At 56.0% G+C, this 18,097-nt stretch carries 15 protein-coding genes; 10 read left to right on the forward strand and 5 right to left on the reverse strand.

Going from position 1 to position 18,097, the window contains the following annotated elements; all coding sequences use genetic code 11:
* Both ABYV26_RS06540 and ABYV26_RS06545 read left to right on the forward strand, forming a co-directional pair.
* Positions 1–185: FGGY family carbohydrate kinase (locus ABYV26_RS06540; RefSeq protein ID WP_372679318.1), on the forward strand; the 185-nt coding region annotated here is incomplete at its 5' end.
* A 43-nt stretch (positions 186–228) separates the two neighbouring features.
* Positions 229–492, forward strand: a complete 264-nt coding sequence (locus tag ABYV26_RS06545) for a hypothetical protein (RefSeq protein ID WP_372679320.1) — start codon at positions 229–231, stop codon at positions 490–492.
* Positions 493–858: 366 nt separating this feature from the next.
* Here ABYV26_RS06545 and ABYV26_RS06550 read toward each other — a convergent pair whose 3' ends face one another.
* The 3 genes from ABYV26_RS06550 to ABYV26_RS06560 form a co-directional block, all read right to left on the reverse strand.
* A complete protein-coding gene (locus ABYV26_RS06550) occupies positions 859–2,538 on the reverse strand; it encodes a hypothetical protein (protein ID WP_372679322.1) in 1,680 nt (559 codons plus the stop codon).
* A 395-nt stretch (positions 2,539–2,933) separates the two neighbouring features.
* Positions 2,934–4,631 carry an FG-GAP-like repeat-containing protein gene (locus ABYV26_RS06555; RefSeq protein WP_372679324.1) on the reverse strand — a complete coding sequence of 566 codons (1,698 nt, stop codon included), beginning with the start codon at positions 4,629–4,631 and terminating at the stop codon, positions 2,934–2,936.
* Positions 4,632–4,728: 97 nt separating this feature from the next.
* Positions 4,729–5,586, reverse strand: a complete 858-nt coding sequence (locus ABYV26_RS06560; protein WP_372679326.1) for an NAD(+)/NADH kinase — start codon at positions 5,584–5,586, stop codon at positions 4,729–4,731.
* A gap of 426 nt (positions 5,587–6,012) precedes the next feature.
* Between ABYV26_RS06560 and ABYV26_RS06565 the strand changes: the two genes are divergently transcribed.
* The 7 genes from ABYV26_RS06565 (at position 6,013) to nhaD (ending at position 14,192) form a co-directional block, all read left to right on the forward strand.
* Positions 6,013–7,134 (forward strand): branched-chain amino acid ABC transporter substrate-binding protein, encoded by a 1,122-nt coding sequence (locus ABYV26_RS06565; RefSeq protein ID WP_372679328.1) that lies wholly within the window; start codon positions 6,013–6,015, stop codon positions 7,132–7,134.
* A gap of 132 nt (positions 7,135–7,266) precedes the next feature.
* Positions 7,267–8,169, forward strand: coding sequence for a branched-chain amino acid ABC transporter permease (locus tag ABYV26_RS06570; protein WP_372679330.1), 903 nt, complete (start codon positions 7,267–7,269; stop codon positions 8,167–8,169).
* A gap of 72 nt (positions 8,170–8,241) precedes the next feature.
* Complete coding sequence (locus tag ABYV26_RS06575; RefSeq protein WP_372679332.1) at positions 8,242–9,447, forward strand: branched-chain amino acid ABC transporter permease; 1,206 nt, start codon at positions 8,242–8,244, stop codon at positions 9,445–9,447.
* An 87-nt stretch (positions 9,448–9,534) separates the two neighbouring features.
* Positions 9,535–10,326, forward strand: coding sequence for an ABC transporter ATP-binding protein (locus tag ABYV26_RS06580; RefSeq protein WP_372679346.1), 792 nt, complete (start codon positions 9,535–9,537; stop codon positions 10,324–10,326).
* Complete coding sequence (locus ABYV26_RS06585) at positions 10,319–11,026, forward strand: ABC transporter ATP-binding protein (RefSeq protein ID WP_372679334.1); 708 nt, start codon at positions 10,319–10,321, stop codon at positions 11,024–11,026. Before ABYV26_RS06580 ends, ABYV26_RS06585 begins: the two co-directional genes overlap by 8 nt.
* Positions 11,027–11,286: 260 nt before the next feature.
* Complete coding sequence (locus ABYV26_RS06590) at positions 11,287–12,102, forward strand: lytic transglycosylase domain-containing protein (protein ID WP_372679336.1); 816 nt, start codon at positions 11,287–11,289, stop codon at positions 12,100–12,102.
* Between the two features lie 236 nt (positions 12,103–12,338).
* A complete protein-coding gene (gene nhaD / locus ABYV26_RS06595; protein ID WP_372679338.1) occupies positions 12,339–14,192 on the forward strand; it encodes a sodium:proton antiporter NhaD in 1,854 nt (617 codons plus the stop codon).
* Between the two features lie 91 nt (positions 14,193–14,283).
* On the opposite strand, the gene ABYV26_RS06600 is transcribed toward nhaD, so the two are convergent.
* The gene (locus ABYV26_RS06600) at positions 14,284–15,144 is read right to left on the reverse strand and encodes a ChaN family lipoprotein (protein ID WP_372679340.1); all 861 of its coding nucleotides are present in this window, start codon (positions 15,142–15,144) and stop codon (positions 14,284–14,286) included.
* Entirely contained in the window at positions 15,141–17,264 is a 2,124-nt protein-coding gene (locus ABYV26_RS06605) for a M1 family metallopeptidase (RefSeq protein WP_372679342.1), read from the reverse strand. The genes ABYV26_RS06600 and ABYV26_RS06605 overlap by 4 nt, the downstream gene beginning before the upstream one ends.
* Before the next feature lie 176 nt (positions 17,265–17,440).
* On the opposite strand from ABYV26_RS06605, the gene ABYV26_RS06610 reads away from it, so the two are divergent.
* Positions 17,441–17,917: a YcgN family cysteine cluster protein gene (locus ABYV26_RS06610; protein WP_372679344.1), complete on the forward strand. Its 477-nt coding sequence runs from the start codon at positions 17,441–17,443 to the stop codon at positions 17,915–17,917.
* The last annotated feature ends 180 nt before the right edge of the window (positions 17,918–18,097 follow it).

Raw genomic sequence — 18,097 nt, forward strand, 5'->3', positions numbered from 1 at the left:
ACGCCTATTCGGCGAGCATGGCGGAAAAGCTGAGTGTAGATTTGGATAAATTCGCCCCGGTGCACAAATCCCATGAGGTTATCGGCGAGGTGACCGAAAACGCCGCGAAGACGACGGGATTGAAAGCCGGGACCCCGGTTATGGCCGGGTATTTATTGTTGACAACCAGGCAAACCATTATTTGAATAAATAAGGTTTCTATATAGTCAAACGGGCGGAGGAAGGCGTATGGAAAGAAGAAAAGCCGATGATCGTCGGCAGGTTCATGTGTTCGTCTCCGATGATCGAAGAGATGGGCCCTACGAAAGAAGGGACGACGATGCCAGGCGCCGGGAAAGGGAGCGGGAAAGAAAAAAGATAGAAAGAATCCGGTCTTTTAAGGAGAAAGACAAAGCGCCGTCGCCGGCCACACCGATGATCACCAAAAAGCGATTGATGGTGGTGGGGGGGGTTGTGCTGGTTTTGCTCGCGGCCTTGTTTCTGATTCAGTGATTCCTTCGCGACTGGAAGCCGCTCCAACGCACCATGGTGGCTTGATGAAAGGTTTGGCGACCGCTGGATCATCTGGTATTGCGGCAAGATGCCGCTTCAGCGTTCTATCGGTTTTTAGCCGCGATGGCGGGCTTGTGCTACACCTGGCCATAGGATATCGCGCCAGGATGGCGCTCCAACTCTTGAACGATTCATCGTCGGAGCGGCTTCCAGGCCCGGTGATAGGCGCGAATTGGTTTGGCAAGCAGTTAAAAAAACCCCGGCAGGCTGAAAGGCCACCGGGGTTTTTATTGGTTCGCTGTTCCTGAAAAAACACCAACATGAAAAATACTGGTCACGTGACATTTTCCATGACCAGCCAATCAATTAGAATTCAAGCGTTACCCTGCCATAGATGGTGGTGTTGTTTTCGATTTCGGTGTTGAAGCCACCGGCTTTCCAGTAGTCCCCGGCATCCAGGTAGGCCACCACGCCCCAGAACTTCAGGTTGTTCATGATGTCCCACTCCACGGTGAAGTCGTACTCGGAGCCGTGGTCGTCATCCCATTCCACACCGGCGTTGGTCTTGGGCGCGTCATCCGCATTTGACTTCACGTAGAGCGCACCCAGCTTCAGGTTGTCCAGCAACTGATACTTGGCGCCCAGCCAGAACGAGGTGTAACCGGCCGGACCGGTGATGGTGGTGGGGCCGCCGGCGACGTTGCCCAAAGGGATGCCGTTTTCATCGGTGCCGCCCAGGCTCGTGTTGAGGTTCTGGATGTCAGATGTGAGCAAGAATCCGTGCTCCAGGTCGATGGACTGTTCAAGATAACCGACAGCACTGGTCTCATTGTCATATGCGTTGCTGTCGCCTTGCACATAGGTCCCGCCCGCATTGAGAGTCAATCCGGCGATGTCGTATTTGACATCAAGGGTGGCCGCAAGTGCATCCACATCGATGGTGTCGAAGGTATCGCCGGAGACCGGATCTGTCCGGATCTCATCTAGTTCGATTTCACCGAAGCCATAGAGAAACTCAGCTTCCGCATACAAGGGGCCGAACGTGCCCTTGAAGTATGGGTTGAGCACCCAAATGCCTGCTTGGGAGCGAGTAGGGCCGGCGGCTATGGAGGCTCCGGCTGCTGCTGCTGCGCCCTGGGCGCTTATCGCATTAGAATTAAGACCATAAAGATCGACGGCAGGAAGGTTAGCACCTGCAAGTGCACCGTCAAGAGTTGCGCTCTGGACAGCGTCAAATGGGGCAGCCTGCACGAGAGGCACTAAAGCGGGATTCACCGCACCGGCTAATTGGAGAGCTTGAGCATAAGTCCCAGCATAGGTGCCTTGCGCCACTGTTGCGGCTGAAGATGCACCCAGATAGTTGTTATAACCCATCTGAAATGCGCGAAGATCAGCCTGACTCACGAAGTTCCTGATGTCGTAGCGGGCGATCAGCAGACCGGTCGACCAGTTTTCCTGCTTGTATGCCGAAAAGCCGTAGTATTTGTGGAAGTCTTGATCGGAAATAATGTTTCCCCGGTCCCCTTCTCCGTTTTTCTGAGCCACGAGACCAGAGATGAAGTCACCCACGGGCACGACCCACATGACCCGGTCCTTGTGCAGACTGTTGCTGCCGTGGCTGGCGGTGCTGTCGCCCAGGGCGGTGCCCCAGGGGGTGTCGATGTAGCGCCCAACGATGAAGCCGCCGATGGATGTCTTGATGGTCATGTAGGCCGCTTTCCAGTCGAAGTTTTCGTTGTTGTCCATTTTGGGTGAGAGCGGGTTGTCCTCATCGGTCGGTCGGCTGGCATCCGTGCCCCAGGTGTGGTCCTGAAGAGCGGTGAACTGAGTGGTGAGGGTGATGTTGTCATTGATATTGAAGACCGGTTTGGCCATGAACTCCATGGTCGAATAGTCGTCAGTCGCCTCATCTTTGTTGAGGGTTGAGTTAGAGTGATTGAAATGCTCTACAAAATAGTGGCCCGAGACCTCCACCTCCAGGGCCATTGCCGGGGCAGCGATCATCAGCGCTGCGAAAAGGGCAATCATTAACCTAACATTCTTCATCTGGCTCCTCCTTGTTAAAAACAGTGGGTTTGTACACCTGCTGATCCAACTGACCGGAATACGCTTGATCACCTCCTTTTCGTTGATGCGTTGATGCAGTTGTCCAGGCTGCACCGACAATCCAGCATGGGGTTGACATCGGTCAAATTTTTGAAAAGTTTAGTTCTTGTAAGGAGAACGGATCTTGATTGGAGATCCGGTAGCATCGACTAAAAATAACAAACCACTATCACCCAATCTCAAATCATTCCAAACCACCATTTCGAAATTTCAAACCCCACTTACCACCCATCGCAGGTCGTGAATGGCCCTTCAAATCGTTTGGGACTTGGTCATTGAGATTGGTTGGCTATTTGTTTTTTGGATATTGAGATTTTACCGTTTGTCGGTCCCCACTACTTGCCCGACAACGGGCCAATCTGTTCGACAACAATACTGCTGGACTTGCTCTGGGCCAATCCGGTGCTGACCACCATGGCGTAGACCGCTTCCAGCCGGCCGTCGCCGTTCAGGTCTGCCAGGGAGAAATCACTGATGTAGCCGCTGATTTCCTCGCCGGTCCAGATTTGCTTCATGTCGACCTTGTTCCAGCGAAGGGCGATCACCCGCCCGCGGGTGTACTTGCGAAAGCGCTCAACGAATCCCCTGGCCGCATCGCGGTTGTGAACGGTGACCACTTCGACGTTGCCATCACCGTCAAGATCGGCGGCGATCAACCGCTGGGTCAGATAGGTCCGGTCCTTGGCGATGGCTCCGCTGGCTGATGTGTTTTCTAAAAATAGCGGGCTGCCGCCAAGGGTTTCTTCGCCTGCCCACTGGGGGGTTCCCGTTGGATCTAAAATGCGCAGCTTGTCGGCGTCCGAATAGGCCATGGTCCGAACCTTGCCGTCGTTGAAGATGTCACCCCGGGCGAACTGGTAGACCGTCATCTCATCGGGCAGTGGGATCCGTCGGCCGGCCTGATATTCGTTGCCGGTCCAGGCGAGTTCGAAAACACCGGGCAGAAAGTGGGTATAAGCGTACAGGCCACCGGTGTCGTTGGATGACGGGGTGCCCCGCCGCTGGCCCATCAGCACCATTCCTATTTCAGGAACATCGGTAACCCGGAAGTACCAGCTTTGGTCGCCTGCAATGGGTGCAAGCGTAGCACCGTTCCATTCGAGTACCACCGAGTCCAGCTTGCCGTGGACGTCCAGCCGGGTGACGAAGATTTCGGCGGCTCCGTTGCCGTTGACGTCTCCGGCGTCCACGGCGACGATGCGGTGGCGCCTGCCGGCATCGATGGCGGCGAGGCGATCCAGGCGGTCGCCATTCCGGTGTTCCACGACAATCCGGTTCCCGTGGGCAAAAACGATGTCGGTTCGGCCGTCGCCGTTCACGTCCCCGGTGGCCAGGGCGCTGATGGTGCCTGGGAAAGGACTGCTGGTCCACAGGGCTTCAGACGGTTCCGCTGTTTTGGGGGCGGCTGCTGTCGCGGCAGCGACGGGTGCTGCGGCCGGCGCCGGTGCTGCCGGTGCCCGGGGTGATGCCGCAGCTGCAGGCGGCAGGGGCTGTACCGGTTGAACGGGGGAGGCCGCCTGGGGGATCATCACCGCGGGTGCGGCCGCAGGTGGGGCCGCCACCCGGGGTGCGGCGGCGGACAGGGATTCAAGGTAATCGCTCACCTGTGTGGCAAATTGGTTGACGTGCATGAGCACATCCCCGCCGTTCTGGCCGAACTGGCTGAACAGCAGCGCCGTATCGCCGGAATCGACCGCTGTCAGGGCGGCATCGGTACTGGCGCTGTTGCCGAACACGGTCAAACTGCCGGTGATCACATAGTCGGCGTTCAGATCGCTGGCCATCCGCACTGGATCTTTACCCGGGGCCGGTGCGTCTTTGCGAATTACCTCGGCCGACTGGCTGATGCGTGCGGCGAGCATGTCCAAGATGCCCTTGTTGAGAAAGGTCAGGTCTTTTTCTGAGTGAATCGTCAGGGGCAGGATCAGGACCCGTTTGGCTTTTTGGTCGGCCCAGGCGGGTGAGATGAAAAGGCTGGAAATGGCAGTCAATAGGCAGAGAAAAACATTCAGCCGTCGTGGATAGCGCTTCAAATCAGAGAGTCTCCATTTCCTATTTCAGGCGTGTGAACCCTGTTAACATGAACATTGCAAAAATAAAAGTGCAATCTGTTTTTCAACGGGCACTCAATTACACCCGGCCGCCGCTCCATTTCAGCTTGGCCTTGAGGACATCGAAGTAGTTATGATCGGGAAGCGTGATCATCTGGACCGGACTGGGGCTTTTGCTGATGATGATGGTGTCCCGTTCGTCGATTTTCATTCCCACCTGGCCGTCACAGGTCAGCATGATGTCCGATGTGTCCTCGGCGAGTTGGATTTTGATCACAGCCGAGTCGGGGACCATCAGCGGCCGGTTGGTCAGTGTGAATGGGCAAATGGGTGTAATCAGTATGCCGGGCACCGACGAATGGATGATGGGGCCGCCGGCGGCCAGGGAATAGGCTGTGGACCCGGTGGGTGTGGCCACGATGAGGCCATCGGCACGGTAATCGGTGAGGAACTGGCCGTCGATATGGGTGCGGATCCGGGCCAGTCGGGCCAGGGCGCCCTTGTTGATGACCACGTCATTGAAGGCCGACTCCCGGGCGGTCTCCACGCCCTCCCGTAGAGCTTGAATCTGCAGTCGTATTTGCGGTCGGGTGGCGAATTGATCTGCCAGGATAGCCTCGGCAACTTCGCACAGACGGTCTTCCGTGGTCTCCGCAAGGAATCCGACCTCGCCGAATTTTACGCCGATGATGGGGGTCTGCTGGTCTCCGATCCAGCGAACGGCACTTAAAAATGTGCCGTCGCCACCCAAAACGAATACGCAGAAAAGCGATTTCGGCGACCGTTTGCGTGAGCCTTGCGATGGCTTTTCAGCGGGAAGCCCGATGGGTCGGCGGATAACGGTGAGCCCTTTTTTGACCAGCCAGTGCTCGAACCGGTCAGCCTGCTGCCGGGCATTGCCGTCATCTTTGACAACCAGACCGATGTGTTTTTTCATGATGGGGATCGCGTTCCTGCTCGGTTTCCTGAGTTCCGGCTCCAATTGATCTATCATTTACCGTCATACATGGGTTTGGTGGCCAGGGCAAGTTCAAGATCGGCAGACAGGAATATGGCCTATAGGGACGCATCGTGCGGAATGCAGTTGACATCATTTGCTCCGGATCATATACATTCCTTGTTGGTCCATAAATAAATGAATTCACTTCACTCATGTCCAGACAGGCTTGCCGGCCGCGTGGCATATAGTCGATAACCAGATTCGAAGCATCTGAATTATAAAGTAATGAGCCTGAGCCCACCCTGTTGGAATCACGGGTCTCCGGCAGCCTTTTAACTTGACTGACCATCGGCAACTCGATTATACAGTCGCGTTAACTTGGAGGGGAAAATTCACCAAAACCAATTGAGAAGGAGAGGCAAGATGAAAAAATGTTTGGTACAATTCCTTATTGTTGCAGTCGTCGGTGCGTTTATGGTTGCCGGTACTGCCATGGCAGCTGATACCATCAAACTGGGTGTTGCGGGCCCCCACAGTGGTGACCTTGCCTCCTACGGTATTCCGACGATTAAAGCCGCTGAACTGGTGGTAAAAGACATCAATGCCAAGGGCGGCGTTCTCGGCAAACAGGTTGAGCTGATGGTGGAAGATGATGTGTGCAAACCTGAAGTGGCCACCAACACGGCCACCAAGCTGGTTTCCGAAGGCGTCCATGTGGTGCTGGGTCACATCTGCTCCGGAGCCACCAAGGCGGCCCTGGGGATTTACAAAGACTCGAATATCCCGGTCATGTCTCCGTCTGCCACCAACCCCGCGCTGACCCAAAGCGGGGACTACCCCAACTTTTTCCGCACCATCGCCTCCGACGATGCCCAGGCGCGTTTGGAAGTTGATTTTGCGCTGGACGTCCTGAAGTTGAAAAAAATTGCCGTGCTGCACGACAAGGGCGACTATGGCAAGGGTTTGGCTGAGTTCGCCAAGGATTTTCTGGAAAAAGACTCCCGGGCCGAAGTGGTCTTTTATGAAGGCATCACCCCTGGTGCCGTGGATTACAGTGCCGTGGTGCAGAAGATCAAGAAAAGTGGGGCCGAGGCGGTCATTTTCGGCGGCTATCATCCCGAAGCCTCCAAAATCGTATCTCAGATGCGCAAAAAGAGAATGGACACCATCTTCATTTCCGATGACGGGGTCAAGGATGACACGTTCATCAAAGTGGCCCAGAAGTATGCCGAAGGTGTCTATGCAACCGGCCCTATGGATACCTCCAGCAACCCCATGACTAAATCCGCCGAAGACGCCCATAAAAAAGCCTATGGCGCCGACCCGGGTGCTTTCTTCCTCAATGCATACGCAGCTACCCTTGCCTTGCTCAATGCTATCGAGCAGGCTGGTAGCACCGATTACGATGCGGTAACCAATGCCCTTCGGACCAAAGACGTGGAAACACCACTGGGCAAAATCCGTTTTGACGACCGCGGTGATGCCATCGGCGTGGGTTTCTCCATGTATCAGGTCAAAGATGGTGCCTATGTAGAATTGAAATAGGCCAAGCGATTGTATCTACAATCAGGGGGCAGACAACCATGCGTCTGACCCCTGATTTTTCTGAACGGCTCCCTCCATCGCCCGAACACCTGCAACCGGGTGATATCCTTTTACTGAATATGGTTCTATAACATGGAATATTTTTTCGAGCTTTTTCTGGGCGGGCTCACCCGGGGCAGCATTTATGCGCTGATTGCCCTGGGTTACACCATGGTCTACGGCATCGTGCAGCTGATCAACTTCGCCCATGGCGAAATATACATGATTGGTGCGTTTACCGCCCTGATCGTGATCAGCGTGCTGACCATGCTGGGGTGGAACCAGATCGCCATCCTGCTGATCGCCGCCGTGGCCGCCGTGGTCTATTCATCGGCCTACGGCTTCACCATGGAGAAGATCGCCTACAAGCCGCTGAGAAAGGCTCCCCGCTTGTCGGCCCTGATCAGCGCCATCGGCATGTCCTTGTTCCTGCAAAACTATGTGCTTTTAGCGCAGACCTCGGATTTCATGCCCTTTCCCGGACTGATCCCCGATTTTGAATTCATGGAGCCGATTGCCCACATCATCGGGTCGCCCGAGCTGGTGATTCTGGTCACCACCACGATCGTCATGGTCCTGCTGACGCTGCTGATCAAGTTCTCAAAAATCGGCAAGGCCATGCGAGCCACGGCCCAGGACCGGGACATGGCGCAGCTGGTGGGTGTTGACGTCAACCGGGTAATATCGATGACGTTTATTATCGGCTCCGCCACGGCTGCCATCGGTGGGGTGCTGATCGCTTCCCACATCGGTCAGATCAATTTCTACATCGGCTTCATTGCCGGCATCAAGGCTTTCGTGGCGGCGGTCCTGGGCGGCATCGGCTCCATCCCCGGCGCGGTGCTGGGATCTTTGGTGCTCGGATGGACCGAGTCATTATTCACCGGTTACATTTCCAGTGACTACGAGGACGTGTTCGCCTTCATTTTTCTGGTCTTGATTCTGATCTTCAGGCCGGCCGGCATCCTGGGTCGATCAAGTTCGGAAAAGGTGTAATGGTGCTTAACTATTCACTGTGGCCGGCAACCACCACCCGTCGGCCACCTGCGTATTGAGATGACGTTCCCCATGATCGTAAACGAACTCAAAAAATCTTTAATTGTCTCACTCTGGTTCATGTTCTTGACCTTTCCCATCATGGTGATCCGGGTCAACACGGTGGAAAACATCATCCAGTGGCGCTGGGGCAACCTGTTGCTCGTCGCCGGCGGCAGTTTTGTGCTGAGTGCCGTCTGGCGCTACCTGATCCGCCGCAAGGAACGCGGTACGCGAGAGACGGAGGTGGATGGTGTTGTCCGGGTGACCTTGAGCCAGCGGTTGCTCAGCGACCGGCGGTTCACCATTCCTGCGCTGATCGCGATCGGTGTCGGGGCCGTGGCTTTTCCGTTCATCTTTTCCATCTACCAGACCAACATCATGATCACCGCCTTGATCTACGTGCTGCTGGGCTTGGGGCTCAATATCGTGGTCGGTATGGCCGGACTGCTGGACCTGGGTTATGCCGCCTTTTACTGCGTCGGCGCATACTCCTACGCCCTGCTCAACTATCATTTCGGCCTCGGTTTTTGGACTGTTCTCGGTTTAGGCGCCGGACTGGCGGCCCTGTTCGGCATCATCCTCGGATTTCCCGTATTGCGATTGAGGGGGGACTACCTGGCTATCGTCACCCTGGGCTTCGGTGAGATCATCCGCCTGATCATGGAGAACTGGAACGAGTTTTCCTTCGGGCCCAGCGGTATCGCCAATATTCCCCGTCCGGGATTTTTCAATGTAGAGATGAACATCGAGCAGGCGACGATCTACATCTATTTCATGATGATCGTGCTGGCCTTGTTCACCATCTTCGTGGTCAACCGGCTGCAGAACTCACGCATCGGCAGGGCCTGGATCGCCCTTCGTGAGGATGAGGTGGCCTGCCAAGCCATGGGCATCGACAAGCGCAAAACCAAACTCATGGCCTTTGCCCTGGGCGCCACCTGGGCCGGTTTCGCCGGGGTGGTCTTCGCCGCGAAAACCACATTCATCAATCCGGCCAGCTTTACCCTCTGGGAATCGATCAACATCCTGTGCGTGGTGGTTCTGGGAGGTATGGGATCCATTGTGGGTGTCATCGTCGGCGCCTTTATTTTGATTCTGCTGCCCGAATATCTTCGTTTTCTTTCGGAATATCGCATACTGGCATTCGGGGCCGTGCTGGTGGTGATGATGGTGTTCAGGCCCGGCGGTATCGTGGAAACGGTCCGGCGAACGTATCAATACAAGGAGACGGCCTGATCCATTGGTTCTGCCGTCCATGCTGACGGTGAGCAGGCAATGCGAAGGAACGGTCGAACAAGGGGCATGACCCGAACAGATATGAATATGGAACCGATACTCGACGTTAAACAACTGACCATGAATTTTGGTGGACTCCGGGCCCTGGACCAGGTCGATCTGGATGTTCACCAAGGAGAGATTGTGGCGCTGATCGGCCCCAACGGTGCGGGCAAGACCACGTTCTTCAACTGCATCACCGGGATTTACGATCCCAGCGGAGGCGACGTACTGATCTCTCCGCCGAAAGAAGGACGAACCCACCGGATCAACGGGATCAAGCCCAATAAAGTTACCGAGAAGGGGCTGGCCCGGACGTTTCAGAATATCCGCCTCTTTCAGAACATGACCGTGCTGGAAAACGTCATGATCGGCTGTCACTGCCGCATGAAGGCTGGAATTTTAGGGGCGGTGCTCAGGGGCGTCTCCACCCGCCGGGAAGAGGAGGCGGTGATTCAGAAAAGCTATTCGATTTTGAAAAAAATCGGTCTTGAAAAGTACGTCAATGAATTTGCCAAGAACCTGCCCTACGGTGCTCAACGGCGCCTGGAAATTGCCCGCGCCATGGCCACGGATCCGTTCATGCTGCTGCTGGATGAACCGGCCGCCGGCATGAATCCCCAGGAAACACACGAACTGGATGACCTGATCATCAGAATCCGTGAAAACGAAGGGATCTCGATCCTGCTTATCGAGCATGACATGAAACTGGTCATGAGCCTGTCGGACCGCATTTTTGTCATGGACTACGGCAAGAAGATCGCCCAGGGCACCCCTGGGGAGATTCGCAAAAATCCGGCCGTCATCAAGGCCTACCTCGGAGAAGAAATTGATGCTTAGCCTCGTTGACATTTATTCCTATTACGGCAATATCCGCGCCTTGAAGGGGGTCAGCCTGGAAGTGAAGGAGGGGGAGATCATTACCCTGATCGGCGCCAATGGCGCCGGCAAGACCACGACCTTGATGTCGATCTCGGGAATCGTGCCCCCGCGTAGCGGCGACGTTCGCTTTAGGGGCGAATCCATTGCCCGGGTGAACCCCGACAAGATCGTCTCCATGGGCATCAGCCAGGTGCCGGAAGGCCGGCGAATCTTCCCCTATCTGACCGTGCTGGAAAATCTGGACATGGGTGCGTTCCTGAGGAATGACAAGAATGGCGTCCACTCGGACCTGGACTATGTGTTCAACCTGTTTCCCATTCTGGCTGAACGGCGCAACCAGGCAGGGGGCACGTTGAGCGGGGGCGAGCAGCAGATGCTGGCCATCTCCCGGGCCTTGATGGCACGGCCTCGCCTGCTTTTACTGGATGAGCCATCCTTGGGACTGGCTCCGTTGATCGTGAAACAGATATTTGAAATTATTAAAAAAATAAACAGCGAAAACAACACCACCATTTTTCTCGTTGAACAAAACGCCAACCTTGCCCTGAAGGTCGCCCATCGGGGATACGTCATGGAGAACGGCCGAATTACCCTTTCCGACGCTGCTGACCGACTACTGATCAACGAAGACGTGAAAAAAGCCTACCTGGGTATTTAGCATTGCGGCTATTCGATCGAAAATGAATAGGAAATTTTTTTTACAATATGGTAAAGATGCCATAGTTTGTGATGAACGGTTTTCACAGCAGAAAGCCCAAGACCTGCACTGGTTACAATCTAACTGCCTTGAATTTAATATAGAATTGTTCCTTTAAGGACGTCTCGGCATTCTATTTGCTAAATAACTCGTTAAATCGCGCTTCTGGTCGACGCGAGGCGTTGCCGCTTGATGGCTAACCCTTACTCATGTGAAATGTCATGATTCCAGATAATCAACAACCCCATATGTTTTCCCATCTTAAAGATGTCGTCGCTTTTTTGGTTACTGTAGCCGCCTGTAGCTTTTTCCTGACCGCTGCCTGCACGTTCACCAAAAAACCTGAGATTCAAGCTTACGCTTCCCCGATACTGGCCATGCCCCAGCCGCCGGTAACGCTCGAACTGGCGTCGGAAGCCGCGTCCGCGCTTCAGGTTGTTGAATCAGGCCTGGTCAGGCCTTCCTTCGAGGAGGCCCAGAAGTTGCCGGATATCGACCGGGCATGGGCGCCGCCGGCGTTCGGTGTGTGTCTGGCTTTTCCGGAGATCGAGGAGGATCCGGCCCGGTTCGACACGCTCACGGAAATATCGCCGGTGCCGGCTGGTGTCATGACCAACGAATCCATTCCATTTCACGGGATTATCATTCAGGTGGCCGGAAGATATGAAGTTGACCCCCACCTGATCCGGGCCATTATTTTAGCGGAATCCGGATACAATCCAAAGGCCAAATCGAAAAAAGGGGCCCGTGGATTGATGCAACTCATGCCCTCCACTGCCAAATCATTAGGTGTTGAGGATATCTATGATCCGGAGGAGAATATCGATGGCGGCGTCCGCTATTTCAGGTCACTGCTTGACCGGTTCGACGGTGATGTGCAACTGGCCCTGGCTGCCTACAATGCAGGATCACGTCACGTTCGAAACTATGAAGGAATCCCCCCGTTCAAGGCCACACAGCGCTACATCAAGAAAGTGCTCAAGTTTCACAAGAAGTTCAAAATGCAAAAAACAGCCGACTCCCGCAGGCTGGCCTGACGCTGAACCGTTGAACCCGTGAACGCCGACCTGCGTGAAGCCCACCCCTTGGCGGCGATCATCCCTCCAGGATCCTCTCTTTTCTAATCGTAAACGACCCTTCTTCGGCTCACCGTGGATACATAACAACGCGCCAATTTTTCCGGGGAACAGATTCACCGCCAAAAAACTATTGGCATCAGTGAATGGTTAGCCTATAGTGCCTCCTTTTTTTCCAGTCCTGATAAGAGGTCAACATGATAAGGTTCTTGTGGTTCATACCCATTTTACTGATGCCAGCTATTGCGTGGGCGCAAGGGGGGCATGGCGCGGCCGCATCGGCCGATCTGACCGGCACGGTGTACGGTTATCTGGGTGTCATTGTTTTCGTGCTGGCATATGCGCTGGTGCCCCTGGAAAACACGATCCATCTGCGAAAAAGCAAGCCGGTGCTTCTGGCTGCCGGCATCGTCTGGGTGCTCCTGGCCATTGCCTACATTCGAATCGGAGACACCCACACGGCTCACGAAGCGATTAAGCACAGCCTGCTGGAATATGCGGAGTTGTTTTTATTTCTGCTGGCTGCAATGACGTACATCAATGCCATGGAAGAGCGCAACGTGTTCCAGTCGCTGCGGGCGTACCTGGTGTCCAGGGGGCTCTCCTTGCGGATGATTTTCTGGGTGACCGGGGCCCTGGCCTTCGTCATTTCTCCCATTGCCGACAACCTGACTACGGCGCTGCTGATGGGGGCCGTGGTCATGGCCGTGGGCGGCGACAACAAGACGTTCGTGACCCTGGCCTGTATCAATGTGGTGGTTGCCGCCAACGCCGGCGGCGCTTTTTCACCATTCGGGGACATTACCACCCTGATGGTGTGGCAGAAAGGGAAGGTCCAGTTCGGCGAATTTTTTAATATCTTTGTTCCCTCCCTGGTAAACTGGCTGATCCCTGCGGTGGTCATGAGTCTGGCCATTGAAAAGGGTGTACCGAAAACAATCGATGAGAATGTGGAGATGAAATACGGGGCCCAGGCCATTATGGCTTTTTTTCTGGTGACCATCGTCACCGCGGTCTGTTTCCACAATTTTCTGCATCTTCCCCCGGTGGCCGGTATGATGCTGGGGCTGGGGTTTCTGGGTCCGCTGTCCTATCATATCAAGCTGCATGAGGGACGTTCAGAGCGCTATGATTATATCCTGGGTGCGCGAGGTGCCGAGTCCGTTTACCCGATTACCACCATCGTCAAGAGCAAGCTGGACCTGTCGGCCATCATGGAGAAGGTGTCCTTGCCAGCCTTTGCCATCGACACCGATCATGTGATCACCCACTGGAACAAGGCCTGCGAAACCTTTACCGGCATCCTGGCGCAGGAAACGGTCGGCACCCGCAACCAATGGAAACCCTTTTACGAGAATGAACAGCCGGTGATGGCCGACCTGGTGCTCAACTATATGCCGGAGAAGATGATCGATCAGCATTATGAGGGCCATTTCAAACGCAACGAATATATCGAGGGCGCCTATGAGGCCTCCCGTTTCGTGCCGACATTGGGAAAAGAGGGCCGCTGGGTCTCCTTTTCGGGGGCGCCGTTGAAGGACGAAACCGGCAACCTCATCGGTGCCGTTGAAGTGCTGCAGGACTATACGGACAAGAAGGCTGCCGCCCAGCATTTCGACCTCATGAAAAAAATTGCCCGAGCCGAGTGGGACACCCTCTTGTTTTTCTACGGAGTGATTCTGTGTGTGGGGGGGCTGGCCCAGTTCGGCTACCTGGCCGCCGTTTCCCAGTATATGTACCACGACCTGGGTGCGACCTGGGCCAACGTCATCGTGGGGCTTCTATCCGCTGTGGTGGACAACATCCCGGTGATGTTCGCCGTGCTTACCATGAATCCGGACATGTCCCATGGCCAATGGCTGCTGGTGACCCTGACCGCCGGCGTGGGGGGCAGCATGCTATCCATCGGCTCAGCCGCCGGGGTCGCCCTTATGGGGACGGCCCGGGGAACCTATACATTCGGCGCCCACCTGAAATGGACGCCCGTCATCATGCTGGGTTATGCCGCCAGCATTGTCTGTCATCTGTTTATCAATGCGCGGCTGATGTAGACATCGACTTCAAACAGCAGGTGAACAGGCTGAAAGCCAATTATTTTCATCTAAATAACAAGACGTCGGCAGCAGCCGGCGCCCATGTCATTCAGGGCATGATGATGAAATCCGCATCGGCAAGGGTCAGTGTTGCGGGCTCGAAGATATCCGCGGTATGAGGCAGCAGCACGGTGGTCGGAATCGGCAATCGACTCTCGATCTGGTAGGGGATGCCCATCTTACGCGCATGGCCCGATCCGGCCAGCAGCACCATGACCCGATCTGCGTGCTGCTCCAGGTGGTTGAGGCTGTTGACGGCCATGGCGCTATCCCAGACCAACTGGGCCTCACAAAATCGGATGAAATCCATGTTGCCGTGGCCGTGGGCACCGAAGGCGCTGCGGATGAAATCCCGATACTCGCGGGTCACATTGCAGGTGACGCCTTCCAGTTCTCCCCGCTGCTCATCGGAAAGTGAGGCAAATCCCTGCTGGGCCACCTGCCGGGTGATCTCCCGGGAGACATTCAGGCCGACCATGGGGATCTTCTTCTCCCGGGCGTAGACGAAGATGCTTCTGTAAAGCGACCAGGGAAAATTCCAGTTGTCCAGATAGATCTTTTCGAAAGCCGCTTCATCCAACTCGCCGGCCACCCATCGATCCAGTGCTGCCTGGCTGTCCTTGCGAAACATCTCCAACCCGATGGAAAGGGGAACCGATTGCGCGTCCAGCGTCCGGATGACCAACAGTTGAGCGTCGTGGTGGCGCTGATCGGTGTGGTGTTCGCCCACCAGCACGAGGCGGGCGCTTTTCAGTGCCTCCACGGCCTGCACGCCGGATAGAGACTGCCGCGTCTGAAGATCAAACAGGTTCAGCGGGGCTGCCTGTTTGGGGTCGCGGCAGGTGGCTGCCAGCAGCAGGATCGATAATGCCAGTAAACCCATGATCGGTTTGCGGCGAAAGATGGTCATGGCGGGTCTCCTTGGTGATTGGGTGGGACTGGGTGCCAGCGGACCATTACCGGTGAATCATTGACTGCCCACGTGCCTTTGATCCGGTTTGATCCATCGCTGAAGCCCAGATAGCTATACCGGCCGTAATGGGGAATTTTCAGGGCTGTCTGGTCGGCCGCCTCTACAGAGAGTGGGTGCAGCAGGGCGACGATGTCCCCGGAGCGGTCGGGGTGCCGGTTCACAGCGAACAGCACATCCCCCGATCCGTCGAAATGCCGTCCCCCCGCGTCAAAGGCCTCGGGGGTCAATTTTAAGTTCCGAGGAAACAGCCTGAGCGCCTCCGGTTGGCCGGGCAGGCCGACGAACAGCAGATTGCTTTCACCGGCTTTGGCAGCAATGAAGTCGGCTTCACGAACCATTCGGACATTGTCCAATCCCATGGCTTCGGAGAAACGTAGGGCGATGGCCTCGCCGCTCTGCCCCAAGCGATCCGCAATTACCACCGCGACGGTCGTTGAGCCCTTCAAGGTGTTGACCGTGGGGGGCATCTCTTCAGGGATGAGTCGCCTGAAAAGGTGATGGTCAGGGTCCGCGGTGAGCGACCGGGGGTACGCGGGCGTAATGATTTCAAATTCCGTCAGTCGGTCGGACAAGTGGATCGACCGGCCGACCGGACCTTCATCGGTGTCCAAGGCCAGTTCCAGCGTAACGTCGTAGAAGGGGCTTTGCTGGACCAAGCGGCCGACGGTCCGCCATCCCTGGCGGCCTTCTACCGGTCGGACATTTTCCAGCCGTATTTGCAGAGCACCCGGCCGGTAGACCCATTGGCGGAAGAACGTATCCAGCGGTCGCCCCGCCTGCGCTTCAAAGCGTTCCTGCAGATCCTTCCATGAAGCGTGCTTGAAGCGGAATTGCCCATAAAGATGGCGCAGTGAGGCCCAGAATGCATCCTCGCCCACCTCCCTGCGCAGCATGTGAAAGACCATGGTGGATTTGTCGTAGCCCACCGCCTTGGTGACCGGATCGGTGCGGCTTCGGAAACGGCTCAAGGGGAAGTCGGCCGCTGGTGATACCAGTGTGGCATAATTGCGCAGGGCTTGGCGCCGGTAATCCACTGCCGCGCGGGATGACGCCTGTTCTTTGATCAGGTAATCGGCCGTATAAGAGGTAAGACCTTCGCACCAGTTGCCCGAGGCGGCGTCAACCAGGACCCCGTTGCCCCACCAGCTGTGGACGATCTCGTGAGACAGGCTCGTTTCCGGGATAAATGGCAGTTGCAGGACCCTTCCTCCCATGAGGGTGTATCCGGGAAAGCCGTAGCCGGTGGGGAAGAAGTTTTCGACAACCGCAAACCCATCAAATGGATAGGCTCCGAAAAGGTCGTTGTATCGCTTCAGGTGGCGCAGGGATGCTTCCAGATAGCGCGGTGCCAAGGCCTGATTACCCGGGAACAAGTAGGTGGTGGCAGTCAGCCCGTTTTGGATCCGTTTTTCGACCACATAAGGGCCGGCGGAAAGGCTCAGTCCCTCGAGGTGATTGTCGATTCGCCAACGGCTGACGGTTCTTGCGCCCCGGCGGTCGATGCCCAGGAGCCGGCCGGCGGTGACCGCTACGGTGTCGTCTGGTCCATCCACGGTCAGCCCAAATGACTGCCTGGCATCAGCCACGTGAGGGTACCAGCCCGCGCCAGACAGGAGAAAGGTGCCCGAAGTGGAGATCGTACCGCTGACACCAAACCCCGGGTTGTCGGTGTTGACCGGGCGAACCGGCGCAGGATCGTCGAACCGGCAGGTGTATTCGATGCTCAAATCCACGTTCAGGGTCGATTGGCTTCGGTCCAGGTTCACGGTCATCCTTCCCCGGTTAAATGAATAGGGGTGATCGTGGCCGTCAATTCGAACGCTATGGATGCGGGTGCGAGGCGAAAGAAGCAGGTGGACGGTGCCTTTTTCCGGCCTCTGGATGCGGATCAGGTCCCGGCCTTCCAGTTCTGACTTTTCGGGGAACAGACGAATGGTCAGATCGTGGTGCGCCATAGAACCGGTCGGCATGGTTGCCCCGGCGATGCCGTGCATCCCAGCCCAGACCAACAGGCAGTTCAGGGCAAAGCATATAAGTGGTATCGGTTGGCCTCTCACCGTGTTTCTCCTGTTATCCCCACCCGTGCCGGGGTATCCGGCAGGCGGATGTGACATAAAGTTGCCTAAAAACGTAAGCCTTCCTGCGCCAAAAGCAATCGACCATGGATTTTCCTTTTTCGACCGAGTCGAATCATGCTAAGGCAACGGGGTATGGAAAAAAAGGATCGACACCCATGAAAATGCATCCCCTGCGCCCCATCCCTCAGGCGGTCGCCCCCCCCTTTTGGCAAGTGTTGCGTTTGGAGCAGATGACCCGTGAGCAATGGGAGTCCCTGTGCGACGGCTGTGGTCGCTGCTGCCTGCAAAAATTTCAGGATGGCAAAACGGGCAAAGTGACCTACACCTGGGTCTCCTGTTACTTGCTGGACGTTAAGGCGTGCAGCTGTCGCGATTACGGCAACCGGACCACGCTGGTGCCCGACTGCCTGGTGCTGACCGCGGAACAGATCGCCCGACTGCGCTGGCTGCCCAGAACCTGTGCCTATCGGCGGTTGTCTGAAGGCAGGGACCTGAACGCGTGGCACCCCTTGGTATCCGGAGACCCGGAGTCGGTGCACCGTTCCGGCATATCGGTGCGGGACAAGGCCATCTCAGAAGTCCACGTTCATCCGGAGGACATCGACTATTACGCCATCGGATATCGACTCTGATAGCGTCTCGAGGGTCAGGATGAACAGCGCGCTTCAATGGGCCTGGGGGCTTGACATATGGACGGCGTGTGGTAAGTACAGGCCAACTTCTGGAGGCTTGGTTTAACCGCCTGATAAAAAAACATTATCCTCTATTATTTTCAAGGGGTTGAAATAAGAGCCGGTGCTGCGGATGCAGCC

It is taken from the genome of Desulfosarcina sp., from assembly GCF_041551955.1.
In the GTDB taxonomy this organism is placed as follows: domain Bacteria; phylum Desulfobacterota; class Desulfobacteria; order Desulfobacterales; family Desulfosarcinaceae; genus Desulfosarcina.

Coding starts and splice junctions, on each gene's coding strand:
- ABYV26_RS06545 (WP_372679320.1), top strand. CDS start 229: ATGGAAAGAAGAAAAGCCGATGATCGTCGGCAGGTTCATGTGTTCGTC.
- ABYV26_RS06550 (WP_372679322.1), bottom strand. CDS start 2,538: ATGAAGAATGTTAGGTTAATGATTGCCCTTTTCGCAGCGCTGATGATC.
- ABYV26_RS06560 (WP_372679326.1), bottom strand. CDS start 5,586: ATGAAAAAACACATCGGTCTGGTTGTCAAAGATGACGGCAATGCCCGG.
- ABYV26_RS06565 (WP_372679328.1), top strand. CDS start 6,013: ATGAAAAAATGTTTGGTACAATTCCTTATTGTTGCAGTCGTCGGTGCG.
- ABYV26_RS06570 (WP_372679330.1), top strand. CDS start 7,267: ATGGAATATTTTTTCGAGCTTTTTCTGGGCGGGCTCACCCGGGGCAGC.
- ABYV26_RS06575 (WP_372679332.1), top strand. CDS start 8,242: ATGATCGTAAACGAACTCAAAAAATCTTTAATTGTCTCACTCTGGTTC.
- ABYV26_RS06580 (WP_372679346.1), top strand. CDS start 9,535: ATGGAACCGATACTCGACGTTAAACAACTGACCATGAATTTTGGTGGA.
- ABYV26_RS06585 (WP_372679334.1), top strand. CDS start 10,319: ATGCTTAGCCTCGTTGACATTTATTCCTATTACGGCAATATCCGCGCC.
- ABYV26_RS06590 (WP_372679336.1), top strand. CDS start 11,287: ATGATTCCAGATAATCAACAACCCCATATGTTTTCCCATCTTAAAGAT.
- nhaD (WP_372679338.1), top strand. CDS start 12,339: ATGATAAGGTTCTTGTGGTTCATACCCATTTTACTGATGCCAGCTATT.
- ABYV26_RS06600 (WP_372679340.1), bottom strand. CDS start 15,144: ATGACCATCTTTCGCCGCAAACCGATCATGGGTTTACTGGCATTATCG.
- ABYV26_RS06610 (WP_372679344.1), top strand. CDS start 17,441: ATGAAAATGCATCCCCTGCGCCCCATCCCTCAGGCGGTCGCCCCCCCC.